General features: G+C 53.4%; 19 protein-coding genes. 5 read left to right on the top strand and 14 right to left on the bottom strand.

Translation table 11 applies throughout. From position 1 onward, the window contains the following. Window positions 1-60: 60 nt before the first annotated feature. From atpH to J2I48_RS03165, 6 genes are all read right to left on the bottom strand, one after another. Window positions 61-600 carry an ATP synthase F1 subunit delta gene (atpH, locus tag J2I48_RS03190; protein WP_207333946.1) on the bottom strand — a complete coding sequence of 180 codons (540 nt, stop codon included), beginning with the start codon at window positions 598-600 and terminating at the stop codon, window positions 61-63. A gap of 7 nt (window positions 601-607) precedes the next feature. Then, window positions 608-1,102 (bottom strand): F0F1 ATP synthase subunit B, encoded by a 495-nt coding sequence (gene atpF, locus J2I48_RS03185; protein ID WP_207333945.1) that lies wholly within the window; start codon window positions 1,100-1,102, stop codon window positions 608-610. A 172-nt stretch (window positions 1,103-1,274) separates the two neighbouring features. Continuing rightward, window positions 1,275-1,535 carry an ATP synthase F0 subunit C gene (gene atpE, locus J2I48_RS03180; protein WP_207333944.1) on the bottom strand — a complete coding sequence of 87 codons (261 nt, stop codon included), beginning with the start codon at window positions 1,533-1,535 and terminating at the stop codon, window positions 1,275-1,277. A 56-nt stretch (window positions 1,536-1,591) separates the two neighbouring features. Further along, the gene (gene atpB / locus J2I48_RS03175) at window positions 1,592-2,692 is read right to left on the bottom strand and encodes a F0F1 ATP synthase subunit A (RefSeq protein ID WP_207333943.1); all 1,101 of its coding nucleotides are present in this window, start codon (window positions 2,690-2,692) and stop codon (window positions 1,592-1,594) included. A gap of 19 nt (window positions 2,693-2,711) precedes the next feature. Beyond that, window positions 2,712-2,960, bottom strand: coding sequence for a hypothetical protein (locus J2I48_RS03170; RefSeq protein ID WP_207333942.1), 249 nt, complete (start codon window positions 2,958-2,960; stop codon window positions 2,712-2,714). Between the two features lie 129 nt (window positions 2,961-3,089). After that, window positions 3,090-3,338, bottom strand: coding sequence for an AtpZ/AtpI family protein (locus J2I48_RS03165; RefSeq protein WP_207333941.1), 249 nt, complete (start codon window positions 3,336-3,338; stop codon window positions 3,090-3,092). A gap of 165 nt (window positions 3,339-3,503) precedes the next feature. Here J2I48_RS03165 and porW point away from each other — a divergent pair, with 165 nt between their 5' ends. From porW to uvrC, 4 genes are all read left to right on the top strand, one after another. Further along, window positions 3,504-5,765 carry a type IX secretion system periplasmic lipoprotein PorW/SprE gene (gene porW, locus J2I48_RS03160; RefSeq protein WP_229375770.1) on the top strand — a complete coding sequence of 754 codons (2,262 nt, stop codon included), beginning with the start codon at window positions 3,504-3,506 and terminating at the stop codon, window positions 5,763-5,765. A 156-nt stretch (window positions 5,766-5,921) separates the two neighbouring features. After that, window positions 5,922-8,273, top strand: a complete 2,352-nt coding sequence (locus tag J2I48_RS03155) for a penicillin-binding protein 1A (RefSeq protein WP_207333940.1) — start codon at window positions 5,922-5,924, stop codon at window positions 8,271-8,273. Window positions 8,274-8,454: 181 nt separating this feature from the next. After that, window positions 8,455-9,591 carry a glycerate kinase family protein gene (locus J2I48_RS03150; protein WP_207333939.1) on the top strand — a complete coding sequence of 379 codons (1,137 nt, stop codon included), beginning with the start codon at window positions 8,455-8,457 and terminating at the stop codon, window positions 9,589-9,591. Next, window positions 9,572-11,383 (top strand): excinuclease ABC subunit UvrC, encoded by a 1,812-nt coding sequence (gene uvrC / locus J2I48_RS03145; RefSeq protein WP_207333938.1) that lies wholly within the window; start codon window positions 9,572-9,574, stop codon window positions 11,381-11,383. The genes J2I48_RS03150 and uvrC overlap by 20 nt, the downstream gene beginning before the upstream one ends. 81 nt (window positions 11,384-11,464) lie before the next feature. Here uvrC and porN read toward each other — a convergent pair whose 3' ends face one another. The 8 genes from porN to sucD form a co-directional block, all read right to left on the bottom strand. Further along, complete coding sequence (porN, locus tag J2I48_RS03140; protein ID WP_207333937.1) at window positions 11,465-12,562, bottom strand: type IX secretion system ring subunit PorN/GldN; 1,098 nt, start codon at window positions 12,560-12,562, stop codon at window positions 11,465-11,467. Between the two features lie 42 nt (window positions 12,563-12,604). After that, window positions 12,605-14,206 carry a type IX secretion system motor protein PorM/GldM gene (porM, locus tag J2I48_RS03135; RefSeq protein ID WP_207333936.1) on the bottom strand — a complete coding sequence of 534 codons (1,602 nt, stop codon included), beginning with the start codon at window positions 14,204-14,206 and terminating at the stop codon, window positions 12,605-12,607. A 132-nt stretch (window positions 14,207-14,338) separates the two neighbouring features. Beyond that, complete coding sequence (gene porL / locus J2I48_RS03130) at window positions 14,339-15,160, bottom strand: type IX secretion system motor protein PorL/GldL (RefSeq protein WP_207333935.1); 822 nt, start codon at window positions 15,158-15,160, stop codon at window positions 14,339-14,341. Between the two features lie 57 nt (window positions 15,161-15,217). Then, the gene (porK, locus tag J2I48_RS03125) at window positions 15,218-16,369 is read right to left on the bottom strand and encodes a T9SS ring complex lipoprotein PorK/GldK (protein ID WP_229375768.1); all 1,152 of its coding nucleotides are present in this window, start codon (window positions 16,367-16,369) and stop codon (window positions 15,218-15,220) included. 227 nt (window positions 16,370-16,596) lie between these two features. Next, window positions 16,597-17,559, bottom strand: a complete 963-nt coding sequence (locus J2I48_RS03120; protein ID WP_207333933.1) for a PorP/SprF family type IX secretion system membrane protein — start codon at window positions 17,557-17,559, stop codon at window positions 16,597-16,599. Between the two features lie 152 nt (window positions 17,560-17,711). Beyond that, window positions 17,712-18,497: a uroporphyrinogen-III synthase gene (locus tag J2I48_RS03115; RefSeq protein WP_207333932.1), complete on the bottom strand. Its 786-nt coding sequence runs from the start codon at window positions 18,495-18,497 to the stop codon at window positions 17,712-17,714. Window positions 18,498-18,572: 75 nt separating this feature from the next. Continuing rightward, window positions 18,573-19,793 (bottom strand): DUF4271 domain-containing protein, encoded by a 1,221-nt coding sequence (locus J2I48_RS03110; protein ID WP_310587249.1) that lies wholly within the window; start codon window positions 19,791-19,793, stop codon window positions 18,573-18,575. Window positions 19,794-19,836: 43 nt separating this feature from the next. After that, entirely contained in the window at window positions 19,837-20,712 is an 876-nt protein-coding gene (sucD, locus tag J2I48_RS03105; RefSeq protein ID WP_207333931.1) for a succinate--CoA ligase subunit alpha, read from the bottom strand. A 93-nt stretch (window positions 20,713-20,805) separates the two neighbouring features. On the opposite strand from sucD, the gene J2I48_RS03100 reads away from it, so the two are divergent. Continuing rightward, window positions 20,806-21,393, top strand: coding sequence for a DUF6962 family protein (locus tag J2I48_RS03100; protein WP_207333930.1), 588 nt, complete (start codon window positions 20,806-20,808; stop codon window positions 21,391-21,393). The last annotated feature ends 2 nt before the right edge of the window (window positions 21,394-21,395 follow it).

Below are 21,395 nucleotides of genomic sequence, written 5' to 3'. Positions count from 1 at the left end.
ATACAAAAGCCGCCCCGTGTAGGGCGGCTTTTCCAACGTCTAAAATCTAACGTCCAACGGCTAGTTCATAAATGAAAGCCGGAGGTCGTTCAGTTGGCTGCGCAGTGAGGCATCGAACTGCCGGTCGCCTACGCGCAACACGTAGCCGCCAATGAGCTTACTGTCGTATTTTTCTTCCAGTTCTACGGTTTTGCTGCCGGTCATGGCTTTCACCTGTGCCTTCAGCTTTTCCCGAACGGCTTCGGTGAGCGGTACGGTCGTTACGACGGTGGCCCGTTCAATGCCGTTCATCTTGTCGTATTGCGCAATGAAAGCATCGGCAATAGCGTCAAGGATGTTGTCGCGACCCTTTTGGGCTACAATGTGAAAGAACGACATCGTGAGCGGTTGCAGCCGAGCGGCAAAAACAGCCTTGATGATGCTCCATTTTTTCTCGTTACGCACAATGGGATTCTTGAGCAGCACCGCCAGTGGCCGGTTCTCCTCAATGGTGCGTTTGAAGTACTGCATGTCGTCATGCATCTTCTCGACAATGCCCTGCGTTTGTGCCAGATCGATCAACGACTTGGCATAGCGGGCAGCAACGGTTGAAATAGCCATGCCTGCCTTAGTTTAAGTGCGACGTAGCCACCAGATCCTGCACCAGCTTCTCCTGCGACGCCTTGTCGGTCAACTCGCGACGGAGTACTTTCTCGGCCACTTCGATAGAGAGGTTTACCACCTCTTTTTTCATCTGCGACACCAATGCCTGCCGCTCGTTTTGCATGGCTTCGCGGGCCTGCTCCAGCATCCGTTGGCCTTCTACGTTGGCACGGTCGCGGGCGTCGGCCACCATTTTGTCGGCGGTTTCTTTGGCACCGCGCAGCATCACGTCGCGCTCGTTGCGGGCTTGGGCTAAAATCTGCTCGTTTTCTGATTTCAGCTTGGCCATTTCGCCACGCGTCTTTTCAGCCAGGTCAAGCGCACCCTGAATGTTGTCTTCGCGCTCTTTCAGGCTAGCCGTAATAGGCCCCCAAGCAAACTTGCGCAGGATGAAAAACAACAGACCAAAAATGACAAGCTGCCAGGCTAGCAGGCCAATGTCGGGGGTAAGCATATCCATAATGCGTACGAATTAAAACGTGTTATAAAAAATCGGAACGTCTTCTTTTGTTTTTGGTAAAAGCTGCCTGTCAGCGGCAACCCCAACTGACAGACAGGCTTTTAAAAGCGGCGTACCCCGTGCGTCGTTGCCTAGTGCTCAGACAGGATACAGATCTGTGGTGCTGTGCGTGTTAGGCAGCAGTGGCAACCAGCAGACAAATAACGGCGGCGAACAGGGCCACGGCCTCGATGAGGGCGGCAATGATCAGCATAGCCGTTTGGATACGACCAGCCGCTTCGGGCTGACGGGCAATGCCTTCCATGGCAGAACCACCAATACGACCAATACCCAGACCAGCACCAATAGCGGCTAGGCCAGCACCAATAGCAGCACCCATGATGGCTACGCTACCCGTAGCTTCCAGCAAAATAGAGAGCATCAAAGCGAACATCTCAAAACAGTTTATATAAGTGAAAAACAAAAGAAAGCAAACTAAAAAACTGATACTTACCCAATTTCTTCACCGGGAGTGTTGTAGCCAATGCCGTGGTCGGCTTCGTGGCTATCTTCAATGGCGCTACCGATATACATCGACGTGAGCAGGGTGAAAATAAACGCCTGTAGGAAGGCCACCAGCAACTCGATCAGGTTCATGAAGAGTGTAAACGGCACCACAATCAGGCTGATACCGTAGCCCGTGCCCATGCCCGCCTGACCAGCAATGAAGATCAGCGACAGCAGCGCCAGAATGATGATGTGCCCCGCCGTAATGTTGGCAAACAACCGGATCATCAACGACAGCGGCTTCATGAACAGGCCCACAATTTCGACCGGAATCATGATGGGCAACAGCGCAACAGGTACTCCCGTTGGCTTCACCAGGTGCAACCAATAGTGTTTGTTGCCACTCAGGTTGGTAACAAAGAAGGTGATCACCGCCAGCACAATCGTCACGGCAATGTTGCCCGTGAGGTTGGCACCACCTGGTAGCAAGCCAAGCAGGTTGTTCACCAGAATAAAAAAGAACAGGGTCAGCAGATAGGGCAGGTATTTGGCGTATTTGGGGCCGAGGTTCGGCTTGGCAATCTCGTCGCGCACAAACACGACGATAGGCTCCAGAAACGACTGCAATCCACTGGGTGCTTTGCCCCTATTTTTACCGTAGGCACCCGCAATAGAGGTAAACACCACCAGCAGGATAATGGCACTCAACAGCAGCGAGGCTACGTTTTTGGTGATTGAAAAATCATACACCTTCACGCCTTCTACTGGCTTACCTGCCGCATTGACGCGTTGTACGTGGCCGTGTTCCGATTTGTAGCCGTTGTAGATTTCACCGTGGTTCAGGCGCGACGAAGAAAACACTTCCACGCCACGGTCTGCCGTGTACAGAATAACAGGCAGCGGCAGGGTAACGCCATGCGCAAATTCCCAGCCCCGGTCGTCGTTGATGTGGTGAAAGATCATCTCACCCACGTTGAATTTCTTCTCTCCTTTGGCTTCACCCTCGTGTCCCTCAGCCGGGTGTTCCTGCGCAAAGGCACCCGCAACAGTGCTGAAAATCAGGGCGAAAACCAGCAAAAATCTATTAATCGATGAACTCATCATATGAAATTAGTAGGCGTTTCTATGAATCGCGTCGCAATTTACGCGTAAGGCCGTAGATTTCAAAACTCGTGTAAACTAAATACAGTACAAGAAACGTAAATACAAATGTGGCCCGCGCCGCCACGCCGTTGTAGAGTACCACACCCATAAAGCTGAAGCTCAAAACGAGCTTGGCTGTGACAAAAGCGAGAAAGAAAGTGGTGAATTGAGCTGATTTAGGGTCTTTTACAAAACTCATCAGCCGGTTAAGCAGCGCAGAGACGGCCACGTAAAAGAGCAAAATATAAGGCCAAAGCGGGTGTACCCACGTGGCCCCGTAAAAACGTCCGGCTACAAAAAATACAATTCCGAACAGGGCCGACAGTAGTAACGTTTGGCGCATTGGCTTAACCCTGCTTTAATTCTTCGGCAATTGCCGGATAAACAGATACAACGACGCGAAAATGGCCCCCAATGACAAACCGATGGTCCAGCCGGGGGGTTTGTTGCCCTGCCAGGCATCGAGTTTCATGCCCGCATACACGCCTAGGCCAATGGTGGCCAGCATCTGGATACCAATGCTGCTGTACTGCGCAAAGGCCGACGGCCGACGGTCGATGTTGGGGTCCTTATCGGGGCGGGGGTTGGGGCCGGGCGCGTCGTTCATGGTTGAAAAATTGCGTAGATTCGCGGGATTGGCACGAACATGGATACGTTCGATAGCTAGGAATCGTTTACCTTTTAGAAGGTTCACCCATACCGACGCTTCGCGGCAAAGGTACGTTTCTGGTGGTGGCTCGCCAATTGGGCACCGCCATATTTGTCTACACCCATGAGGGCATCCTGGCCACATAAATTTCTCCTTTACAGCTTACTGGCCGGATCGGCAAGCGGCCTGCTGTCGTGTTCGCAGACCAGCAACGGGGCCATGAGCAAGGGTTATCATAACCTCACGGCGCACTTCAACGCCTATGTGATGGCCCGCGACGACATTGACGAGGTAGAGCGGTATCTGTTCAAGAATCGCAAAGACAATTACAACGAAACCCTGCCCATCCTGCTCCCGCTCGATTCGAACGCGACGCAGACGGTGCGGCCACAACTCGACGATGCCATCAAGAAAGCGTCGCTGGTGGCCGAGCGGCACCAGAACAGCAAGTGGCTCGATAACGCTTACATTCTAGTGGGCAAAACGCGGCTTTACCGGCAGGATTTACCCAACGCCATTGAGGTGTTCAAGTATGTCAATACCAAAGGCACTGACGAAAATGACAAGCACGAGGCACTTATTTACCTCATGCGGGCCTACACCGAAACCGGCGATTTCGCCAATGGACTAACTGTAGCGGAATACCTCCGGGCGCAGCCGCTGAACAAACCCAACACCCGCGATTTTTACCTCACCAAAGCCAACCTGCACCAGAAAAAAGGCGAGAACCTGATTGCAGCGGGCATTCTGGATGCCACCTTTCCGATGCTGCCGAAATCGGAAGCTACGGCGCGGCTGCATTTCATTGCCGGGCAGTTGTACGAAGCAGGTGGCAAACCAGCCCTGGCCGCACCTCATTTTCAGGCCGTGCTGAAGTCGCGCCCTAACTACGACCAGGAGTTTTTTGCCAATATCTACCTAATGCAGGCCGATGGTAGCGACGCCAGACAGCAGGCTCGCAACGCAGCCCGGTTTGAGAGTATGCTGGCCGACCGGAAAAATTCGGACCTCAAAGACAAGATCTATTTCACCATGGCCCGCGCCGACGCCCGCCGGGGTAACTACGACCGGGCGCTGGTAAACTACAACAGAGCCGTGCAGGTGGGACTGACAAATACCGATCAGGTGCCGCTGACCTATGCCGACATGGGTTCGATTTATTTCGACCAGAAACGCAACTATAGCAAGGCACAGGCTTATTATGATAGCGCGCTGGCCCTGCTGCCCCAAAACAATCCCCTCTACGCCAAGCTGGCAGGCCGCAAAAAAACGCTCGACGAATTTGTAGCCAACCAGACCGTGATTCAGCGCGAAGACAGCCTGCAACGCCTGGCCCAGATGAATCCCGCCGCCCTGGATAAACTGCTGGACAAGGTGCTGGACCAGAAGGCTAAAGAAGATGCCGCGCAACTGGCCCTGGCGCAGCAGGTTACGGGACGAACGTCGGTAGCGGGTGCGCAGGCTACCAACTCTGACCTGGCTCCTGCCGACCGTTGGGTGCTGTATAACCCCGTTCAGATGGCGCAGGGCTTGCAGGAGTTCAATCAGGTGTGGGGCAACCGGCCCCTGACCGACAACTGGCGGCGGCTGAACAAAGATGCCTCGGTGGCGGTGGCTTCAGAAACCAGTCCGCTCAATGGAGCCAATCCGGCTAACGCCACCAACCCTGACCCGCAACTAACCGCCACGGGCAACCGCCCGCCGGTGGGTAATACCCTCAACCAACGCAAAGCGCAGAAAGACGAACTGTATCGCCAGATTCCGTTCTCAACTGAGGCAATTCAGAAGTCGAACGATCTGCTCGAATCAGCGCTGTACCGGCAGGGGAAGGTGTATAAATTCCAACTTGATCAGCCTACTCAGGCTATGGTGGTGCTGGATCAGTTGCTGACTCGTTTCCCCAATTCGAGCTACCGTCCTGAGGCCTATTACCTGATGCACCTGTCGGCACAGCAACTGGGCAAAACCTCGCCCTGGCGTGACCGGCTGCTGTCGGAATTCCCTACATCGTCCTACGCTAAATTGGCCTCGGCCGATGGGCAGGCTACTGTAGCCGAAACGGGATCGAGTACGGCGGTGCGGGGTGGAGCAGTGAATGAAGTGGCTGCCAATCAGGCCTACGCGTCGCTGTACAACTTGTTCCAGTCGGGCAACAGCACTGAAGCCCTGGCCCGCACCGAAGCGGCCATTGGTACATACGGTGGCTCAAAAATTGCAGACAAGTTCGCCCTGTTGCGCATTATCTTGCTGGGGCGTGTGCAAAATGTGGAGGCATACCGGCAGGCCCTGGGCGAATTTGTCCGCGATTATCCCACCAGCCCCCTCTTACCCCACGTAAAAGAACGCCAAGCCGCCGCCGAGCAGCTCACGGCGAAAAGAAAATAGTATTGATTTACGATGTACGACTTACGAGCGGTCCGCCGGGGGTGCCTAGCCGCCGCGGTTACGATTTATTGCTTTCGCGAAGACTTGCTCCGGCGAAAGCAATAAATCGTAATTCGTAAGTCGTCAATCGTAAATCTCTCCCCCTTCCCCACCCTCATGATACAGTTTGCCCCTGGCCGTTACCGCCTCATTATCAAGCGACTCTGGACGTTTTTTCTTGTCAGCCTTGCCGCGCTTATTCTTTATGTGCTGGCCGTGGCGGTCAACTTCCTCTGGCTATTTGGCGGCATGCCCAACCTGAAGGCGCTGGAAAACCCCAAGAGTCAGGAGGCGTCGACTATCTATTTCAACGACGGGCCTCAGATGGGAAAATTCTACCTGGAAAACCGTACCCCCGTTGATATTACGCAGGTGTCGCCCAACGTCATTTCGGCCCTGCTGGCTACCGAAGATGCCCGGTTTATGAAACATTCGGGCATCGACGCCCGGTCTATTGCCCGCGCCGTTGGTGGCCTGGTCACGTTCAAAAACACGGCCAGTACCGGCGGGGGCAGTACCCTCACGCAGCAGACGGCTAAAAACCTGTTCGACACCCGCGAAGAAGTGTACGAAGGCCTATTGGGCAAAGTGCCCGTTGTGCGGCTGGTGATTGCCAAGACCAAAGAGTGGATCCTGGCCGTGCGGCTGGAACGGAACTACACCAAGCAGGAGATCATTATGATGTACCTCAACACGGTGTCATTCGGCAATAATACGTACGGCATAAAGACCGCCGCCCGGACCTATTTCAACCGTGAACCCTGGCAACTGACAGTCGATGAGAGTGCGCTGCTGGTGGGAATGCTCAAAAATCCGTCGCTGTTTGATCCGCGCATTTTCGAGACCCGCGCCCGCGAACGCCGCAACGTGGTGCTGGGGCAGATGAAAAAGTATAATTTTCTGACGCCCGACCAGTTTGTGCTCTACAAAATCAGGCCCGTAAAACTCGATTTCAACGTCGAAAACCAGAACACCAACAAAGCTCCGTACTTCTGCGCGGTGGTAAAAGACTACCTCAAAAACTGGATCAAGCAGTATAATAAGGAGAACGGCAAGGAGCTAAACTTGTACACCAGCGGGCTGAAGATCTATTCGACCATCGACTCGCGGATGCAGCGCGACGCTGAAGAGGCCGTGATGACCAACATGCGCGATCAGCAGGCCAAGTTTTACCAGCAGTGGCGCGGGCGCAACCCCTGGGTGTTTCGTAATGCCAGCAACGTTTGGCAGGAGATGCCCAACTTCATCGAAAACTCGGTGAAGCGTACCACACGCTATAAGTTGCTTAAGGAAGTCTACGGCGACGATACTAAAGCGATCTGGCGCGAACTGAACAAGAAGGTAAAAATGAAGGTGTTTACCTACGCTACCCGGCGTATGGAAAAAGACACCATGATGAGCACGCTCGATTCGCTCCGCTACTATAAACGCCTGTTACACACGGGCTTTATGTCGATGGACCCTACCACCGGCTACGTACGGGCGTGGGTGGGCGGCGTTAATTTCAAGCATATGAAATTCGACCATGTGTCGCAGGGGAAACGGCAGCCGGGGTCAACGTTCAAGCCATTTGTGTACCTCACCGCCCTCAACAATAACTACTTCACCACCTGCGACCGTATTACCGACCGGCCCGTGGTGTTTGCCCACGGCGAAGACGGCAACGGTGGCCCACCCTGGCAACCTAAAAATTCGACCGGGCGCTATAGCGGTGCCAGCCTCTCCCTGCGCGAGGCCCTGGGGCAATCGATCAACAGTGTGTCGGCGCAGTTGATCAAAAAGACAAAGGCCCGCCCCGTGCTGAAAACCGCCGCCGATTTGGGTATCGACACGACCGGCTTCCCCGCCAACCCCACTCTCTGCCTCGGCACCGCCGACGTGTCGGTGATGGACATGGTGGCGGCCTACTGCACCTTTGCCAACAGCGGCCACCGCGTAGAGCCAATCATGATCTACCGCATTACCGACAAGAACGACAACGAACTGGCGCGGTTCACACTCAACGCCGTGCAGGTGATTAGCTCGCAGAAGGCCTACGACATGCTCTACCTCATGCGCGGGGCCACTGAAGAGGCCAACGGCACCGCCAAACGCTTGGCCACGCAGTATAAGTTATTGGAAAACGGTAGTCAGATTGCGGCCAAAACCGGCACCACGTCGAGCTTCTCCGACGGCTGGTTTATGGGCATCACCCAGAACCTGGTGTCGGGCCTTTGGGTGGGTGGCGACGAGCGATCGATTCACTTCAAAAACATCGAGTTTGGGCAGGGAGCGCGGTTGGCCATGCCCGCCTGGGGTATGTACATGCAGAAGGTCTTCGCCGACAAGAGCCTGACCAAATACAAACCTGCCCCCTTCCTGAAGCCTAACGGCTACAAAGTAGATTGTGGTGGTTACTACATCGACTCCGCCCAACGCTACATCCCCCCCGCCATTGCCCCGAAGGAAGAGGAGGAAATTTTAAATTAAATGAGTTTGCAGTTTACTGTCGCTTCGCGCTATAGGCTTCGCGCATCGTGCCCTTCGACAGGCTCAGGGTGACAGGCAAATAAGAAAGCATCCTAGCTTAATTCAAGGTTGTTGTCACCCTGAGCCTGTCGAAGGGCTTACCTCACGAAGCAACAGTAAACAGCAAACTGAAAACTGAACCATGCCCATCCTCCTTGCTCCTGATAAATTCCGTGGTTCGCTGTCGGCGGCGGAGGCGTGTGCGGCGATGGAAGCGGGTATACGGCTAGTGCTGCCCGATGCGCAGGTAACGGCGCTCCCAATGGCCGACGGCGGCGAGGGTACGGCTGAGTTGTTAACGCAGGTTACGAAGGGAATCTGGCATACCGCTTTCGTCAACAATCCGCTTTTCAAGCTAATAGAGGCCGGTTTTGGGTTGTCGACAGACGGGCAAACGGCCTTCATCGATAGTGCAGCAGCGGCGGGCCTGGCCTTGTTGGCAGCGCCTGAACGCGACACTACCCTTGCGACTACCTACGGGCTAGGGCAACTTATTGAGCAAGCCATAGCCGGGGGTGCAAAAACCGTGGTGCTCGGTCTCGGCGGTAGCGCCACTACCGACGGCGGCACGGGACTGGCGGCGGCGTTAGGCTGGCAATTTCTGAACGCTGCTGGCCAGACCTTTACACCCACGGGCGGCACCCTGATCGAAATCGCACAGATCATCCCACCCGCCTCGCCCCTGCCCGTTCGTCTCCGCGTGGCCTGCGACGTGCAAAACCCGCTCTATGGCCCAACCGGCGCGGCCATGCTGTTCGCCCCCCAAAAGGGTGCCACACCGGTTCAGGTTAGCCAATTAGATAAGGGATTACGTCATCTGGATCAGCTTATGCAGCAGCAATTGGGCATGACACACGCGGCCATTCCGGGTGCGGGTGCGGCGGGGGGCCTGGGCTATGGTCTGATCACCTTTTTGGGTGCTACGCTCGAACCTGGCGTAGACGTAGTGCTGGATGCGGTTGCTTTCGACGAACACCTGTCTGGCGCCAGCCTGGTTCTGACGGGCGAAGGTAAACTGGACGGGCAAACGGCGCAGGGCAAGCTCATCGCGGGTATCTGTCGGCGGGCGGGCAAGTCGGGGGTACCGGTAGTGGCCCTTTGCGGAACGCTGACTTTAGCGCCCGAAGAGATCCAGGATCTTGGTTTGCTGGGGGCTTTTTCGGTGCTAAACAGGCCTCAGCAGCTTGCCGAGGCCGTTTTAACCGCTGCCGATGATCTTCGGGCAACAACCTTTAATGTGATGCGTTTGTTACGTACGTATGCCAGCCTTCGACTATAAATCTGAGTTAGCCCGCGTACCGCACGAGCCGGGTGTGTACCGTTATTTTGATGCCAGCGGCGAGGTTATCTACGTTGGCAAGGCCAAAGACCTAAAAAACAGGGTTAGTAGCTATTTTGTTAAATCGAACCAGCACGACCGCAAAACGCAGCGGCTGGTGAGCCAGATTCGCAAAATCGAGTTCACCATTGTCCATACCGAATTCGACGCGCTGCTGCTGGAAAATCAGCTTATCAAGCGTTACCAGCCGCGCTACAACATCCTCCTGCGCGACGACAAAACGTACCCCTTCATCTGCGTTACCGATGAACCGTTTCCCCGAGTAGTCACTACCCGGCGCATCGAGCGGGGCAAGGGTACGTACTATGGTCCGTTTGCCAATCTCAAGCCCATGTATACGGTGCTGGAGATGTTCAGCCAGTTGTTTACCCTCCGCACCTGCAACTACAATCTGACCCAGGAAAACATCGAGGCGGGCAAGTTCAAAGTCTGCCTCGAGTATCACATTGGCAATTGCAAGGGTCCCTGCGAAGCCAAGCAGACCGAAGCCGAATACGATGCCGACATTGCCCAGATTCATTCCATTCTGAAAGGGCAGCTAAAGCCCGCGCAGGAACATTTCAGGCACCGCATGGTCGAAGCGGCCAACAGCATGGCGTTTGAGCAGGCGCAGCAGTACAAAGACAAAATGGACGTGCTGCAACGCTTCCAGAGTAAATCGACGGTGGTAAACCCGAAAATTGCCGACGCCGACGTGTTCACCATTGCCTCTGACGAAGTAGCGGCCTACGTGAATTTCATGAAGGTGGTCAACGGAACTATCATCCAGACGCATACGGTCGAGATCAAGAAGAAGCTGGAGGAAACCGATGCAGATTTGCTCACGATGATGGTCATCGAATTCCGGGAGCAGTACGGTAGTCAGTCCAAGGAGATCATTTCCAATATACCGCTAGAGGCCGATTTGAAGGCCGAAATCACCGTGCCGCAGATCGGTGATAAGCGCAAGCTGTTGGAGATGTCGCTGAAAAACGTGCTCTATTTCCGGCGCGAACGGCAAGACCGGCAGGCGGCAGAATCGACGGCCAATGCCTCGAAAAAAGACCGGGTGCTGATCCGGCTGAAGCAGGATTTGCAGCTAAAAGCCCTGCCTCGGCGCATCGAGTGTTTCGATAACTCCAACACGCAGGGCACCAACCCGGTCTCGGCAATGGTGTGTTTTATCGACGGGAAACCAGCCACCAAAGAATACCGTCATTATAGCATCAGGACCGTGGTTGGCCCCAACGACTTTGCCTCCATGCATGAAGTAGTCACGCGCCGCTATACCCGGATGCTGGAAGAAAAAGCCCCCCTCCCAGATCTGATCGTCATTGATGGCGGCAAAGGACAACTTTCGGCCGCCTGCGATGCACTCAAGGAACTGAATCTGTACGGCCAAATTCCGATTATCGGCATTGCCAAACGACTGGAGGAAATCTACTTCCCCGAAGACACCCTCCCACTCTACCTCGATAAGAAATCGGAGTCGCTGAAGCTGATTCAGCAGTGCCGCGACGAGGCCCACCGATTTGGCATTACCCACCACCGCGATAAGCGGAGTCGCAACAGCCTCATCAGCGAATTGGAAAGCATTGAAGGTGTGGGCAAGAAAACTACGGCCAAACTGCTCACCTATTTCAAAGGCGTAAGCAAAATTCGCGAAGCCAGCATAGAAGCCATCGGCGAGGTCATCGGCCTCGACAGGGCGAAAAAAGTAAAAGAGTATTTTGAGGCGCAGGAAGTAGGGTGATGTCTAGCGGGGCAACGCTCCCATGTACATAAAAAAGCCCGTCTGATACTCAGACGGGCTTTTTTAATAAGAATTATGCCGTTAGTATTCCCAGAGACCGTGCTCCAGTTCCATTAGTTCGTACTCTTTCTGATACGATTTCAGCAATCCTTCTTTGTCGCTGCCATAAAGGCCAACCAATTCTTTGTCTTCGGGGTTGGCCACTTTCGTGATCCGTCCGTAGAACAAGCGGAGATCGAAGGCATCGGCCAGGTTTTTGTGCTGCGCCTGGTTCTGCGGATTATACCAGATAAATTTCTTCGGGTCTGACCGGAACAGTTTATCCAAGTCTTTGTACTTGAAAGAAGCCACCGGTACCTCAAATCCAGCTACGTTTTTGTCAGAGGGCAACAGCATCGTCACCGTCTGAATGTCATAGTAGAGACGTGACCGCTTCTTGTCGAAAATCCAGTCTTCTTTTACTTCAAGAATTGAAAATTCCTTGGCAAAACGCTCGTCACCAGAAAACGTAGGTGCTGTGCTGCTAACAGGAGCAGCTACCGTATCTACTTTGGCCACCACTGGCTGAGTGGTTTTAGCCCCTTTCTTACCCTTTTTGGTGGTAGCTACCTTCTTGGCAGGCGTTCCCCAACCATCATCGGCGGGTTTGGCGGCAGCTTTTGGCGCTGGTGTTCCCCAGCCATCGTCGGCGGGTTTTTTAGCGGCAGGTTTTTTGGGATCTTGCTTCGTAGGATTTCCCCAACCGTCGTCTTTGCCTCCAGCACCAGCATCGGTTTTGCCAAAACCAGCCTCAATCTCTTCTTTCGACAGACCACCATCCTGGTTTGGCACCAACAACCGCTCATGGAATTTAGAAGGATCTACTTTCCGAGTGCAGGAGTCGTTCTCATAAGCATCCAATAGACCCGCTTTCACGGCGTCCATCAGGTACTTCGTAATCTCGTTATTTTTCGAAAACATGCTGGCATTCTGCGTCTCTTTCAAGTCGATGCGGCGCCAGAGTGTCTTCTTCATCATAATGTCGCTGTCGTCAATGGGACGCACCGACATGGAATTGGCTTTCCGGTTGTCGCGTTCCTGCGCCATCACCGTCGTGCCAGCGGCTGCCAGGAATGCGGTGGCCGTGAGGAGCACAGACCGGGTGAGTGTTACTTGCTTCATCGCTATGAAATGCTGCATGTGATATAGTCTAAAAACGGCCCGAAGGCCGTTTTTAGTGCGTTAATACAAGGGTATGTTTTGGGTCATATTACCCATCGGCACATCGCTGGTTTCACCTCGGAAATTCCGGCGCTGAACACCTTCAATCGTGACGGAAATTCGGTCACCAGGTTGCATTTCAGCAGCCATGGCGCCCAATGAACCACCACCAGGACCCAACGTCATAGGCCCGAAGACACGACGAGTACCACGGGCCAAATTGACCGTAACGCCCGTCACCCGGAAATTTGCATCGTTAGGAGCATAAGCGGCAAAACTTGGGTCTGCCACGGCCCGCACCTGAAGGCTACGTGCCCCGTCAACAGGGACACCACGAGGGTCTGCCGTTGACCGCCCACCTACCAAATATTCGATAGTTGGACGTGGTACCCGGTTCACTTTAAAGTCTTCGCTACCCAACGTCGTTCCGGCATTAACAACGTTCAAACGGACGCGGGCTGAATTAGGTACAATGGTAATCTTGCCGCGCTCTCCTGACGGAATTACCTGTGCTCCCTCAGCCGGGAAACTTGGGTTCCAGAGTGCCCCTAACTGCGGGCTTTGGATACTCAATTTGTTTTCACAGCCCAAATACAACGGTGGCATCGTAGCAGTTTCTACCTGATACGACGGTTTTGCTACGAAATATTCCGCCTGCATCGGTACCGTTTTTACTGTTCCATCGGGAGCATTATACGAGATAGATCCTGACAGCACCCGACGCGATAAGCCCATCTTATCATAGGCACCACCGCCCTGCGCTGTGAACTCGATGATACCACGGCCATTGTCCATCCGAACAGGACCGCCGTTGAGGCTCATACGAGGCTGAATCCCTGACGACGAAGCCGCCAAGAACATCTCGCCTTTGAATTTCGTACCGGCCACAACTACCTTCGATTCCATACTCAGCATGGCCATAATCTTGTCGAACTTGACGTCCTGCGCGCCAACTTTAGTAGCCAAGTAGTCAAGCACTTCACCCTCTACCCGACGAATATCTGATTGCTTCTGGCTCAACACAGCCAAAGCAGCCGGAACGGGCGTTTGAGCAAAATTTAGATTAGCAAAGTCTTTACCCCGCTGGTCCTTTGACCGGCTAGCTGTCGGATCATCTTTAGCATCCAAAGCCATTGATGCATATTTAGCATTGCCAATTTTTGACATCGACTCTGTGTAGCCGTTCAGCGCGGTTTGCAGTTTATAGGCTTCGCCATTACGACCTTCGCCATTGATCATAATCTGAGCTACTTTCTCTTCCTCGCTCAAGTTTTTGATATTGCCCTGCTCATCGGTACCACCGCCTGCTTCGGCAATAATACGTTGCTTAAGAGCATCAATGCTGCTAATAAGCTCTGATGACGATTTACGAACCTGATCAGCCTGCCCCATCACAGCCACGTCGGCCGGACGGTTACCAGACTTACTAACAGCCTGCTTTATTTTTTCAACCGTCTCCTGATTTACTCGGTTGCTCGACCCCGTTGATGACTCTAGTGAGTTATTAAGCAGGACGAATTTCTCCAGAATTGCCGACGTCACCTGTAATGCAAGGAGCGCGGTCAATACCAGATACATCATCCCGATCATCTTCTGACGGGGTGTCTCTTTTCCACCTGCCATTTAGCTTGTGTAGATTTAATGAGTTGTGAATGAATGAGTTTAAAGTTCAACGTCCAATGTCTAAAGTTTTCCCACAGAAATTAATTCACCGCTGGAAAACCTTAAACTTTAGACATTGGGCCTTAAACAGTCTTATTGATTCCCTCCACGCATAGCAGTCAGCATACTGCCGTATACGTTGTTCAGCGAGGCCAGGTTACCTGTCAGTTTCGAGAGTTCGCTCTTGAACTGCTGGGTGTCTTTGCTGGCGTCGGCCATGTTTTGCATGGCGCTGGTGAGGTTGCCATAGAAAGCGTTCATGGCTTTCAGGTGCTTATTGGTATCCTGCAATTCCAGTTCATACACGGCGTTGAGGGCACCCATGTTTTTGGTTACCTTCTGGAATTGATCGCGGTAGTCTTTGGCATCGGTGGTGGCATCGGCCATTGAATTCATGGCGGTGATAGCCGTACCGTATGACTTATTCATTTCGGTGATTGAACCGGCAGCCGACTTCACATTACGGGCATAGTCATTGGTAGCCACCGTGGCATCGGTCAGGTCGGTCATTTTGGCTACCGTGTTGTTCAGGTTCTGGAAGCCAGAACCCAGCTTCTCAAACACATCGGGCGTGATTTTGGCCTGTGCCAGCATCTGATCCATGTTGGCGGTGAGGCCATTAGCCTGTGGTGTGGCTACAGCCTTGCGTACTTCACCTTTATAATCAGGAGCTAATTCAGGATAAACACGCTCCCACTCGTAGTCGGTGCCGTCTGAGGGAGGACGCACGAAACTCTGCAACGCATAGATCAGGAAGATAACCGCTTCTGTACCGAGGCCTACAAAGAGCATCTCGGTACCACCCGGCAGGTGGTTAATTTTAAACATAGCACCCAATACAACAATTGCGGCACCGACACTATAAATGGTAGGAACGAGACGGTCCCAAAAGAAATTTACTTTTCCTGCTGCCATGAGTTGGTTTACAGATGATTAACGGATGTAAAGTGGATTGGTAAGGAATATTCAGGATTATTTGCGCATGCCCGTGCCACTGCCGCCGCCACCCTTGGCTGACTTCGACGATTTAGACGAACGGCTGCTGGCCGACTGACGACCACCCCGTGCCGTAGCTGTACGACCTTCGAGGTTGTCCATCACCGAACGGAACCCAATGTATGACCGACGCGAATTTTCGTCTTCGTAGGTCCGGGTGCCTGACTCTAGGTAATAGGCGATATCTTTCCATGAACCGCCACGTACCACCTTGCGGGGTTCGTCGGCGTTTTGGTTGTCAGGGTTCATGTCCCACACAATGGCGTTCGAGTTTTCGGCGTAGGCATCACGGCACCATTCGGCCACATTACCAGCCATATTATAGAGGCCGTAGTCGTTGGGATTAAACTTGTTAGCAGGGGCAGTGTATGGATAGCCGTCGGCGTCGAAGTTGCCGCGCTGTGGTTTGAAGTTAGCCAGGTAGCAGCCTTTACCGTTGGCTACGTAGGGATTGCCCCAAGGGTATTTAGCACCCTGCTTGCCACCACGGGCAGCCCACTCCCATTCTGCTTCCGATGGCAATCGGAACCGGGGCGAGTTAAACATACCCTCTTTGGTGCGGTAGTCATTATACAAGTTAGTACGCCACTGGCAGAAGTGTTGAGCCGCCTTCCAGCTTACGCCTACTACCGGGTAAGTATCAAACGCCGGATGACCGTAGTAGTACTCCAGCATAGGATCACCGTTATGGTAGGTAAAGTCGTTTTTCCAGACTGCCGTATCAGGATAATACTTAGCCATAATCTCTTCTTCGCCAATGGTTGAAGCCGAGTCGGCCAGGAGTGCATTTACGTATTGGCGATACTCGTGGTTGGTAATTTCGGTATCGTCCATGTAGAACGAACTGATGGTCACGCGCCGGTTCATGTTGATCTGCGTTGCCGCTACATCTTCATCGGCCTGACCCATGATAAACGAGCCTGACGGTACCAGCACCATGCCATAGGGCGTCGTTTGCTTATAACCCGGACGGGCATTCGCTACTACTTCGCCATTGGTTACACCAACGTCACCCTTTTTTCCACCCCCAAATTTCGACTTCACAAAGCCGCAGCTTTGCAGAGCCAAAACGGCCGCCACAACCCATACACCTCGGAAAAAGAGTGCTGGCATTCGGTTCGATTTCATATTTGTAGAAAGCATAAAAAACTTTTGCAAGACCTGTCGTAAGAACGAAAATACGTCTGCTTATTGTATGAACTGGGTTAATTAGACTGAAACGCAGACGCATTCCAGTAAATGGCAAAAACGGTTAACCGTCAAAATTAGCCTGGAGGCTGCAAACTGCCTAACAAGAATAGCGCCAAAATGTTGATACGCGCTCAGATGACCCTATTTTCCAACTAACTAGCTAATCAATAGCGGAAACGGGGCGTACGAACAATAGGCTTGGGACTGCTGCTCGGTGCGGGCAACACATAGCTGAGCAACAACTCGAACGAGCCGGGCCGCTTGGTGCTCTGCCCGTAGGAGACCACGTCATAAGCAAAACCCAGCCGCGCTTTATTATTAAGCACATTAGCCGTTGCCAGCAGTGTGATCGACTCTTGGTGACGGTAGGAAGCGCCAACAGAATATCGTCCGTCGTATGTAGCCAACAGGCTCAGGTCATAAGTAGACGCGAGTTGATTACCCTCTACGTATCGGTACAATACAGACGGTTGCAGGTCGATGGCGTAGGTAAGCCCCAGTTTATAGCCAGCCGAGAAATAAGCTGTCCGTGACAATGGGTTTACACCTCGCTCGGTGCCCAATCTGTAAGCAGGCGTGGTGAGGTGAAATATGCTGGCACCAACCCAGTAATCCACGGTGCTGTAGTACAAACCCGCGCTGAAATCGGGCTGAAACTGCGAATACTGACCCGTTGGTACCAGAGGATCAGGCCCACTTGGATCTGGTAAAATAATACCCGAATAATCAATGCGCTGGCTTTCAAGGCCGGCCTGCACCCCAATCCGAAGTGCACCGTTTTTTATCGGCAACCGATATGAATAGGCCAATTGCACGGTTTGGTTGGTTTGCGGCCCTACCACATCATTGAACGCATAAATACCCACGCCGCTGTTGATCTTGTTCAGGGGCAGGTCGGCGGTGATGAGCTGCGAGGTAGGTGCGCCACCGAAGTTACTTGGTGCCTGATATCCCGTCCACTGGCTGCGGTGAATCAGTTGCAGCCGCGTAACGCCTTCTGCACCAACCGCCGCCGGGTTCAGGTACGTGGGCGTGAACATGAAAAAGCTAAACTGAGGATCTGTTTGCCCCAACGCCGGTAGCGCGAGCAGACAGACGCCCAACAACACGTAGAGTTTACGAAGCATATGCAACAAAGATTTCAGGCTGTGTATGTCTGATGCCGAATTACCAGATTAACGCACGAAAACGCAAAATATTGATCAAAAAGAAGCCGAAACCAGAGGCGGTAACATATACCCTCAGGTCTCGGCTTACGTTGCAGGACAACGCCAACTAACTATAAATTGTTGGCTTTACGAATGTAGAGGTCCAACGCCCCCGTCATCGAGGGTGCATTCGGTAAGGGTGCTTCAATATCGAGGATCAGTCCGGCATCGATGATAGCCTTGGCCGTGGTGGGACCAAAAGCAGCCATGCGCGTGCCATTTTGTTTATAATCAGGGAAGTTACTCATCAGCGAAGCCACCCCCGACGGGCTGAAAAACGCGATGATATCATACTGCGCCACGGCCAAGTCCGAGAGGTCTGTTGCCACGGTCTCGTACATGACGGCCTCGGTCAGTTGCAGGCCACCGGTGTCCATAAAATCGGGGATGTCGTTGCTGCGGATGTTCGAGCAGGGGAACAGGAACTTCTCGGTCTTGTGCTTCCGAATCAGGTCAAAGAGCTCTTTGGCAGTTTTGGTACCAGAGAAGATCTTCCGCTTCCGAATGACGATGTATTTCTGGAGGTAGTTGGCCGTCTGCTCCGAAATGCAGAAATACTTCATATCGATGGGCACCTCGATGCGGCCTTCCTGACAAATGCGGAAGAAGTTGTCGATAGCGTTACGGCTGGTGAAAATGATGGCCGTGTGCTCCAGGATATTGATTTTCTGCCGCCGAAAGTCTTTGAATGAAACGCCCTGAATCTCAATGAATGGGCGGAAATCGACGGTGATGCTGTACTTAGACGCTAACTCAAAATAGGGCGATTTATCGTCGGCGGGTTTGGCTTGGGTAACTAAAATCTGGGTGACTTTCGTCAGACGGTCCTCGGCGGGCTGAGTGCTGGTTTGGCTCATTGAATCTAACTCAGTTTTTAAGCATTCCGGCCTGCTGGGCGGTGGAATAGGTATGGGTAAATCAGCAAGCACTCGTCAAACGGCAAAGCGGATACCGACTACGAGAGGAATCAATTCTACGATACAAAGGTACGAAAATAAATACAGATTCTTGACCGGGAGTTGGCCCACTAGGGTTACGTAGAGCCAGGCAAGGCGGGCCAGATAGAAAACAATAAACGGCAGCAGCACGTAACTAACCGGAATCTCGACCATGTTGCCGGGGTTCAGCGCCGCCACCAGAATGATCAGGATTGTAATAAACAGCAGCGACGACTGGATCACCCGGAAATAGTGCAGGTTTACAATGGTGTCGAACTTATATAGGCTACCCACGGCAGCAACAAACGCGTACTTGGCCAGCAGCGACAGGAAAATCAGGCCACTAATGATGCCGTAGTTAAATACAATAGTGCCAAAGCCGGACTCATGTGGCAGCAGGGTACCCATGCTGAACAGGTTGATGTTCAGGTGCTGCACATACATGAACAAAAACGCCATGCTGAGGCTTAGTGCCAACGTAAATGCCATCGATACCCGCCCCAAGGGCCTGTTGATCAGGAACGAATCGTCGGCTGGGTCGGCGGTGATGAGGTTGAGGGGGTTGTAGAATGTTTGAAAAGCGCGCCGGAAGAAACTGATCAGAAAGGCGTGGACGGCCAACAGAAACAACAGACCGGCGCTGAAAAAGCTGATGAAGCCCGAAAAATTGCGGGGACGTACGCTCAGCAGGTCGTCGTTGAGCCGGATAGTTTGCCCCGCCGCCGACCGGGGGTGGCCAATGTAAGCCTGCCAATTGGCGGCTCCGGCGGCTCCGTAAAGCGTGATGAACAGCTGCGGCTTTTTGTAAACCTGAAACAGGCTGTCGAGGTCGAGCACGAGCCACTGCCCGGCGGGACATTTGCGGCGAAGGGCGGCTTCGATAAATAGAAAACCATCGGCTTTGCTCTGTAGCAGGAGTTTATAACGCCGGTTGCTTTCCACGTCAACATAAGCGCTCAGGGCTTGTTCACTGGCGTGTTGTTCCGTTATGTAAGGGACGTACGTTTTGAACGCCTCGTCATAAACCAGCAGGTCGGCCTGAAGGTCATGTACGGGAAAATACAGCTGTTCGGGGCCAACGCCCTCCTGACGGCCCTGAGCGAAAAGTGAAAGAGTGAAAGAGATAACGAGTGAAAGAGTGATAATACAGCGCAGATGAAATGCTGATGGCCTACCAGATAGCCAGTCGCAGTTTTTTGTGCGGTGAATGATCACTCTTTCACTCGTTATCTCTTTCACTCTTTATCTCCTTCACTCTTTATTTTCCAAGCGCCTTCAGCATGGTGTCACCGATCATAGCGGGCGACTCAACTACGTAGATGCCGCACTCGCGCATGATGGCCATTTTGGCGGCGGCGGTGTCGTCGGCACCACCCACAATGGCCCCGGCATGGCCCATCCGGCGACCTTTCGGGGCGGTCTGGCCAGCAATGAAGCCTACTACAGGTTTACGGTTGCCGTCGGCTTTGATCCAGCGGGCGGCTTCGGCTTCCATACCCCCACCAATTTCACCGATCATCACGATGGCTTCGGTTTCGGGGTCGTTCATGAGCAGTTCAACAGCCTCTTTGGTGGTGGTGCCAATGATGGGGTCACCACCAATGCCGATGGCCGTGGTCTGGCCCAAACCGGCTTTGGTGAGTTGGTCAACGGCTTCGTAAGTAAGGGTGCCTGATTTCGAAACGATGCCTACTTTACCTTTCTGGAAAATGAAGGCGGGCATGATGCCCACTTTGCATTCACCGGCGGTCATCACACCTGGGCAGTTGGGACCGATAAGGCGGGCGGGTTTGCCTTTCATGAACGCCTTCACGTCCACCATATCTTCGGTCGGGATGCCTTCGGTAATGCAGATGATAACTTTGATGCCTGCTTCGGTGGCTTCCATGATCGCGTCGGCGGCAAATGCGGGCGGCACAAAAATGATCGACGTGTCGGCACCGGCTGTTTCCACGGCTTCCCGAACGGTGTTGAACACGGGCCGGTCGAGGTGGGTTTGTCCGCCTTTTCCGGGGGTTACGCCACCCACCACGTTGGTGCCGTATTCAATCATCTGCTGGGCGTGAAAAGAGCCTTCAGAGCCTGTAAAGCCCTGTACTATCACTTTTGAGTCCTTGTTTACTAATACGCTCATTGCTGTTCGTGGATCGTAGGCGATGCCTGCGCGTTGACGTTATATTCTGCTAAAAGAGGCGTAAAAGTAGACCGAAAAACATTACCTTCCGCAATGATTCTTTCGCATATGCTCTCCGATGCGGTGCTGGCCGCTACGGGTTTGGGGGTCTACGCTACGTCGTTTCAGCGGCTTCCTTTTTTCAACCGAATTCTCTGGGGTTTCTTCTTTTTAACCATCTCGCTGGCCGCGCTGGTGGGCGTTTTAACCTTCGCCGGGCTTGCCGCGCTGGAGCCGCTGCATCAGTCGCTGACCACGCTGGCGGGCAGTTTAGGGGTGATTTGCCTGGTGGTGGCCACCTACGCGCTTGCCCTACAGCGACCCGCCACGTCGGTAGTGTTTGGGGCCACGGTGGTGGGGGGCGTAGTGCTGTTTGTGCTCCTGTTTTTACCCACGGTGCGGGTGTTTGCGCCGGTGGTGTCGGCGTTAGGTATCCTTCTGGTGATGCTGCTGGCCGTGTTTGCGCTGCTACGCAAACAGCACTGGGCGGTGTGGCTGGTGGTGGGTGTGATGCTCATGGCCTTCGCCACCAAAGTCAACAATGTGGCCCTCCCTATTCACCCTATTGATGCCTACCATTATTTGCTGGCGCTGGGCCTGCTCAGCTTTGGCAAAGCTGTAAAAAAGAGCCAATCTATGTAAAC

The organism is Fibrella aquatilis, assembly GCF_017353255.1.
Lineage (GTDB): Bacteria > Bacteroidota > Bacteroidia > Cytophagales > Spirosomataceae > Fibrella > Fibrella aquatilis.
Note: the sequence above shows the minus strand (reverse complement) of the source record. Positions and strands in the feature narration are given on the sequence as shown.